Origin of the sequence: Thioclava sp. UBA3469, from assembly GCF_002378135.1 — a bacterium.
Classification (GTDB): domain Bacteria; phylum Pseudomonadota; class Alphaproteobacteria; order Rhodobacterales; family Rhodobacteraceae; genus Thioclava; species Thioclava sediminum.
Genome location: NZ_DFRG01000226.1, coordinates 956 through 7898, shown reverse-complemented (window position 1 = coordinate 7898; position 6943 = coordinate 956). Strand labels below are relative to the sequence as shown.

The following is a 6943-nucleotide window of genomic DNA, read 5'->3' as shown; positions in this document are numbered from 1 at the left end:
TCGCGGATCAGCGGCGCGATCATCGGCGTGCGGCCCATGCCGCCACCGACATAGAAGGCCGCGCCCAGTGTGCCGGCATCGTTCTTGACGATCTGGATGCCGATATCGTGCAGGCGCATGGCCGCGCGATCCTTTTCCGAAGCGATCACGGCGATCTTGAACTTGCGCGGCAGGGCAGCGAATTCGGGGTGGAAGCTGGACCACTGGCGCAGCAGCTCGGCATAGGGGCGCGGGTCGGCCACCTCGTCCGCCGCAGCCCCGGCGAAGTGGTCGGAGGTCACGTTGCGGATGGTGTTGCCGGAGGTCTGGATGGCGTGCATCCCCACCTGCGCGAGCGCGTCCAGCATGTCGGGCACATCGCTCAGTTTCGGCCAGTTATACTGGATATTGGTTCGGGTGGTGAAATGGCCATAGCCCTTGTCCCACCGCTCGGCCAGATAGGCCAGCTGCCGCATCTTGGCGGGGTCGAGCGAGCCGTAGGGAATCGCCACGCGCAGCATGTAGGCGTGCAGTTGCAGGTAGAGCCCGTTCATCAGGCGCAGCGGCTTGAACTCGTCCTCGGTCAGGCTGCCGTCGAGGCGGCGCGCGACCTGATGGCGAAACTGCTCGGCGCGCGCGCGGACGGCGGCGCGGTCGAAATCGCTGGGTTGGAACATGGATCAGCTCCCGGGTAGCTCGATGGAGGGGCCGGAGGCGCGGAAGGCCTCACGGAAATGCGCGGGCTCGGGACCGTTCGGACCGAGCGTGGCAGGCGCGAGATAGGCGCCGACGACTTTCTCGGGCTGGGCATTGGCCAGATCGAGCCACATGTCCGCGATCACCGGATCGTCGAGGAAGGCTGCATCCTTGAGGCGCAGCACCCATTGGCCCGCGTCGTTCATGTAAACGACATGGCCTTCGCGCAGGTCATTGGCGCTGATCACGCCGGGGATGAATTTCTTGCTCATAGCACGGCCTCCTTGAGGGCGGTGCGGGCGTCGCGCGGGGCGAGCCCGAGAAGGATCACGGCGGGGCCTTTGGCCTCGGCGGTCACGGTGGGCAGGGTGGCAAGCGTCGCGGGGCGGATTACCTGATCGGCGCGCGAGGCGTTCTCGACCACACAGGCGGGGGTCGCGGGCGAGGCGCCGTGCATCATCAGGCGTCCTTGCACGTAGCGCGCAGCACGCTTGCCCATGTAGATCGCGGCGACCGCGCCGGGACGGGCCAGCGCCGCCCAATCCTGTTCGGCCAGCCCGTCGGCGTCATGACCGGTGAGCAGGCGCAGCTCGCGATTGCGGCCACGTTCGGTTAGGCTCTGGCCGAGCGAGGCAGCGGCAGCGGAAGCTGCGGTGATGCCCGGCAGTACGCGATAGGCGATCCCGGCCGCGTCGAGCGCGTCCAGTTCCTCGCCCAGCCGCCCGAACACGCCCGGATCGCCCGATTTCAGGCGCAGCACGCGCTGGCCTTCCTGCGCGAGGCGGACGATCAGGGACGAGATGTCGCCTTGCTTCATCGAGGGGCCGAAGCCGGTCTTGCCGGTCTCGATCAGCTGCGCCTGCGGACCCGCGAGCGCGAGCACCTCGGCGCTCACCAGCGTGTCGTGCAGGATGACGTCGGCGCACATCATCTCGCGCAGCACCGCCACGGTCAGCAGGTCCGGGTCGCCCGGACCGGCCCCGGCAAGGGTCACCCGGGTCTGAGTTTCGAGAGTTTCCATGTCACGCTCCTCGTCTGCGTCTTGAGCGTGAATATAGGAAATTATTCCGGTTTTTGACCATATACCCTTGCCAATAAGGACGTTCGTTCCTTATGGATTTGGGAGGAGTGACAATCTCCTAACAAGCGGAGGGAAATCGGAATGGCGGTGCAGATCGACGAGCTGGATCGGAAAATCCTTGCGGAGCTTCAGGACGATGCGAGCCAGTCGCTCGACGAAATCGCGCGGAAAACAGGGTCTTCCAAGACCCCGGTCTGGAACCGGATTCGCAAATTGCGCGCGGCGGGGGTGATCGGAAAGCAGACCGCGATCCTCGATCCCGAGGCGCTTGGCTTCGATGCGTGCTTCTTCGTGCTGATCCGCACGTCGGAGCATGAGGCCGAGTGGCAGGACAAGTTTCTCGCCACCCTGCGCGCGCGCCCCGAAGTGATGGAGGCGCACCGTCTGGCAGGCGATATCGACTACATTCTGAAGGTGCGGGTCGAGAATGCCCGCGCCTATGACCGCTTCTATCAGGCGCTGATCTCGGAAGTGAAAATCCACAACGTGACCGCGCTTCTGTCGATGGAGGAGCTGAAATCCACCACCGCGCTGCCGCTGTAAGCCTTTAGCGCTTGGTGTAGGTGACCTGCAGCTTCTCCAGCCCGTGGAAATGATAGAGATCGGCGTAATAGGGGCGGCGCGGCAGATCGAGCCCCTGTAGCCGCTCCATCAGCATCGGCAGGGCAAGCTTCAGCTCCAGACGCGCCAGCGGTGCGCCGATGCAGAAATGCGCCCCTGCGCCGAAGCTGAAATTGGTACGCACGGGGCGCGACGGGTCGAAGACGCTCGCATCGTCCCAGGCCGACGGATCGCGGTTCGCACCGGCGAGCAACAGCCCGATCCGCTCGCCCTTGCGCAGCACCTGTCCCTGAAACTCCATGTCCTCATAGAGCCAGCGCGTGAACAGATGCAGCGGAGGATCGAAGCGCAGTAGCTCCTCGATGGTGCCGTCGATCCGCGCGGGCTCCAGCCAATGCGGTGCGACGGTCTGCTCGATCAGGGTTTTCACGCTGTTGCCGATCTGGTGGACGGTCGCCTCATGGCCCGCGTTCAACAGCAGGATCACGGTGGAGATCAGCTCATCGCGGGTCAGATGGGTGCCTTCTTCCTCGACCGCGATCAGCTCCGAGATCAGATCTTCCCCGGGCGCTTTGCGGCGGGTCTCGATCAGATCGCCCAGATAGGCGGCCTCTTCCGCCGAAGCGCGCGCGGCGTCTTCCTCGAGGCTGATATCGCGGCGCGCCTGATACATCTGCACCATCGCGTTCGACCACGCCAAGAGCTTGTCCGCATCGCTTTCGGGTACGCCCAGAAGCCGCGCGATCACGATCACCGGCAGGGGTTTGGCGAAATGCTCTAACAGGTCGCAGCCGTCCTCGGGCAGATCGTCGATGAGCCGGTGGCAGAGCGCGGCGATCTCGTCTTGCATCCCTGCGATCCGGCGCGGGGTGAAGGCCTTCGTCACTAGCTTGCGCAGCCGGGTGTGGGTCGGCGCCTCCAGTTCCAACATCGAATGGCGCTCGATGGCGTAGAAGGGTTCGAGATGCTTGGGGATGTCCACCGCCTGCTCGGGCGGGGCCTCGCGCCCCAGCCGCCGGTCGCGTAGCGCCATGCCGACGATTGCAGCGCGCGCGGTGACGCGAAACCCGTATTCGGGCCATTGCACGAAGGGGCCGCCCTGCCGCACCCGATCATAGAACGGGTAGGGGTTCTGGACGAATTCTGGATCGAGCGGGGATTGGGAAAGGGTCTGCATCGGCGCTCCGGTTACTCGGGACCAGATTGGCCGCAACGCGCCCGGGGATGCAAGACCAAGCGAACGCTCCGCCTTGCATTGCCGCGCGGTAGGCCGCAAGGAAAGGGGCGGGAGAGTGCTGATGCTGGGCCGTGTCGCCATATTGCTGATCTGGATCGCGCTGACGCTCGCCGCCTCTATCGGGGTGTGGCGGGTCTCGGCGCGCGAGGGGCTGGCGCGGATCGAAGCGCAGGGGCAGTCCGACCTGCGGCTGGCCTCGGATCGTCTGGTGGCCGCGCTGTTGCAGTTTCGCGAGGTGGCGGTGCTGGCCGCCGATCATCCCGACGTGGTCGCGCTGGCGGCGCGGTTCGCCGAAGGGGGCAAGGCGGTCGGCACATGGCGCGATGCGGCGGTGAGCCTGACGCTGCAACGCCTCGCCGATCATGCGGGCGCGCGCGACATCTGGCTGATCGCGCCCGGAGGCACGGTGCTGGCGGGTCCAGCGGATAGCCCCGACCGGGTCACGATGAACCGGGCGCTGGCGCGGGCGGCGCAGGGTGCGACCGGGTCGGAGCATTTCGTGGATCCCGATACCGGCGATCGGCTGTTCGTCTTCGCAGCCCCGGTCTTTGCCTCAGGCGGAAGTGTCGCGGGGATCGTTCTGCTGCGGCTGAATGCCGAGGATGTCGAGGCCGAGGGGCGCGGCAACCCGGTGGCCGTCTGGTTCACCGATGATAGCGGCGTGAGTTTCCTGACCAACCGCACCGATCTGGTGCTGCTGTCCGAGCCCGGGGCAAAGCCCGATCCCGCGACCTATCCGGCGGGGTCGCTCGCCGGGGTGCTGCACCTGCGCGAACGCAACCTTGCGGGGCATCGCCTGGTGTCGGGAGATGGCTCGCTTTCCGGTCCCGCACTGGACGTCTCGCGCGCCCTGCCGGTGATCGAGATGGAGGGCCATGCGCTCGCTGCCGCCGACCCGGTGTTGCGCGCGGCACGGCTTGCGGCGCTTTCGACCGCGGCCGGGTTCCTCGCCGTAGGGGCGGTGATGTTCGCCCTGTGGGAGCGCAGGCAGGCGCTCTCCGAGGCCAATGCCGCGCTCGAGGCCCGCGTGGCGGAGCGCACGGCGGAGCTGTCCACCGCGAACGAGGAGCTGCGCCGCACGCAGGCGGAACTCGTGCAGGCGGGCAAGCTCTCGGCGCTGGGGCAGATGTCGGCGGGGATCAGCCATGAATTGAACCAGCCGCTGATGGCGATCTCGTCTTATGCCGAGAATGCCGAACTGCTGCTCGATCGCGGTCGGACCGAGGAAGCGGGCGAGACGCTCGGCAAGATCGGCGCGATGGCGCATCGTATGGCGCGCATCATCCGCAACCTCCGAGCATTCGCGCGGCAGGAAAGCGAACCCGCGACCCGCGTGGGGCTCGCGGCAGTGGTGGAGAGCGCGCTGGAGATGCTCGACGAGCGACTGCGGCGCGCTGGCGTCACCGTGGACTGGCAGCGCCCCGACTTCCCCGCCATCGTGATGGGTGGTGAGGTGCGGCTGAGCCAGGTCGTCATCAACCTGATCTCGAATGCGATCGAGGCGATGGAGGGGCAGCCCGAGCGCCGCCTGACGATCCGCATGGCGCGCGCGGATGGCATGATCCGCCTCAGCCTGCGCGATACCGGGCCGGGCATTGCCGATCCGGACCGCATTTTCGATCCGTTCTACTCGACCAAGGAGGCGGGATCGGCGGAGGGGCTTGGCCTCGGCCTCTCGATCTCTTACGGGCTGGTGCAAGGGTTCGGCGGCAGCCTGCGGGGCGAGAACGCGCCCGGCGGCGGCGCGCGTTTCACCATCGAGTTGCGCGAAGCCACAGCCCAACCCAAACCGATCGAGGTGGAGACATGATGCGCCGGGTTCTCTTTGTCGATGACGACCGCGCGGTGCGCGAGGCGCTGGGCCAGACGCTGGAACTGGCGGGGCTGAAGCCGACGCTCGCGGGCAGCTATATCGAGGCGAAGGACCATATCTCGACCGAGTTCGAGGGGGTCGTGGTCACAGATATCCGGATGCCGGGCAAGGACGGGTTCGCGCTGCTGGACCTCGTGCAGAAGGCCGACGCCGAGTTGCCCGTAGTTCTGCTGACCGGCGAGGCCGATGTGCCGATGGCGGTGCGTGCGATGGCGTCGGGTGCGTTCGATTTTCTGGAAAAGCCCTGCACGGGGAAAGACTTGCTGGCCGTTGTCGAGAAGGCGCTGGAAACCCGCGCGCGGGTGATGGAGGCGCGCTTCTCGCGGGCTGCGGGCAAGCGCGGCGACGCGGCGGCGCGGATTTTGGTGGGTAGCTCTCCGGTGGCGGAGGGTTTGCGCGAAGCCGCCCGACGCGCCGCGCGCTCGGGCGCCGAGGTGTTGATCACCGGCGCGCCGGGGGCGGGCAATTCCAAGCTGGCCGAGGTGATCCACCTGCTGTCCACCAATGCGCGGCGGCCCTTCGTGAAGCTCGCCGCGGCGGGCCTCGATGTGGAAGCGCTGGAGGCGGGCTTCGCACAGGCCGAGGGCGGGACGCTTTATCTTGATGAGGTGGCCGACCTGCCGCGCCCCGCACAGTTCGCGCTGATCGAACTGCTGGAGACGCGACCTGCCACGCGCCTGATCGCGGGCACCTATCGCGATCTGCCGGGCGAGGCGCGGGCCGGGCGCTTCCACCCCGATCTCTACTGGCGGCTGGAAGCACTGAAGGTGCGCATCCCCTCGCTGTCCGAGCGCCCCGAGGATATTCCCGCGCTGTTTCGCCATTACGTCGCCACCGCCTGCGAACAGGCCAATCTGCGCGCCCCCGAAATCCCGCCCGAGATGACCGCGCAGCTGATGGCGCGTGACTGGCCCGGCAACGCCCGCGCGCTAATGTCCGAGGCGATGCGCTTCGCGATGGGGCTGGAGGCGGGCGAGCCGCCCGAGGAGCTTGGTCTGTCCGAGCGCATGGCGGCGGTGGAGAAGTCGCTGCTGGCCGAGGCGCTGACCCGCGCGGGCGGCAATGCGACCGAAGCGGCATCCGCGCTGAAACTGCCGCGCAAAACCTTCTACGACAAGCTCGCGCGCCACGGGCTCCGGCCCGAGGAGTATCGGGACTAGCGGCGGGCGAGGATTCGCACGAAGCCGGTTCGATCTGTGCGGGATTTCGCACATGCCTCCGCGCGCTCTAATGAGGGTTTCCTCGTAAGTTTTTGATTCTGCGCATATAATCCATTTTTCACAAGAGTTTCACGAAACAGTTGATCGGATCTCTCGGCGGCTTTTTGCTGACCCCAATGCCGGGGAGGACCGGCGTGACATGAATTCCGGGAGGACATTATGAAGAAATTTACCGCCGCCGTTTCGGCGCTCGCTCTCATGGCTTCGGCCTCGGTCGCAATGGCCGATCCGACGGGCTGCGACGAAGGCGAAATGGTCATCAAGTTCAGCCACGTCACCAATACCGACAAGCACCC

Annotated in this window: 6 protein-coding genes and 1 pseudogene; 3 read left to right on the top strand and 4 right to left on the bottom strand. The window is 66.7% G+C overall.

Annotated elements, in window-relative coordinates:
• The 3 genes and pseudogenes from B3D39_RS16470 to cobA all read right to left on the bottom strand — a co-directional run.
• Positions 1–656: pseudogene (locus B3D39_RS16470) on the bottom strand (nitrite/sulfite reductase); the annotation flags it as partial.
• A 3-nt stretch (positions 657–659) separates the two neighbouring features.
• A complete protein-coding gene (locus tag B3D39_RS16465; protein WP_078519327.1) occupies positions 660–947 on the bottom strand; it encodes a DUF2849 domain-containing protein in 288 nt (95 codons plus the stop codon).
• Positions 944–1696: a uroporphyrinogen-III C-methyltransferase gene (gene cobA / locus B3D39_RS16460; RefSeq protein WP_274963803.1), complete on the bottom strand. Its 753-nt coding sequence runs from the start codon at positions 1694–1696 to the stop codon at positions 944–946. Before cobA ends, B3D39_RS16465 begins: the two co-directional genes overlap by 4 nt.
• Positions 1697–1837: 141 nt before the next feature.
• On the opposite strand from cobA, the gene B3D39_RS16455 reads away from it, so the two are divergent.
• The gene (locus B3D39_RS16455; protein ID WP_078519325.1) at positions 1838–2299 is read left to right on the top strand and encodes an Lrp/AsnC family transcriptional regulator; all 462 of its coding nucleotides are present in this window, start codon (positions 1838–1840) and stop codon (positions 2297–2299) included.
• A gap of 4 nt (positions 2300–2303) precedes the next feature.
• On the opposite strand, the gene B3D39_RS16450 is transcribed toward B3D39_RS16455, so the two are convergent.
• On the bottom strand, positions 2304–3494 hold the full coding sequence (locus B3D39_RS16450) for a cytochrome P450 (RefSeq protein WP_286789894.1): 1191 nt from the start codon (positions 3492–3494) through the stop codon (positions 2304–2306).
• Positions 3495–3615: 121 nt separating this feature from the next.
• On the opposite strand from B3D39_RS16450, the gene B3D39_RS16445 reads away from it, so the two are divergent.
• Both B3D39_RS16445 and B3D39_RS16440 read left to right on the top strand, forming a co-directional pair.
• Positions 3616–5364 (top strand): ATP-binding protein, encoded by a 1749-nt coding sequence (locus tag B3D39_RS16445; protein WP_274963801.1) that lies wholly within the window; start codon positions 3616–3618, stop codon positions 5362–5364.
• Positions 5361–6587: a sigma-54-dependent transcriptional regulator gene (locus tag B3D39_RS16440; RefSeq protein ID WP_274963800.1), complete on the top strand. Its 1227-nt coding sequence runs from the start codon at positions 5361–5363 to the stop codon at positions 6585–6587. Before B3D39_RS16445 ends, B3D39_RS16440 begins: the two co-directional genes overlap by 4 nt.
• Positions 6588–6943: the final 356 nt, after the last annotated feature.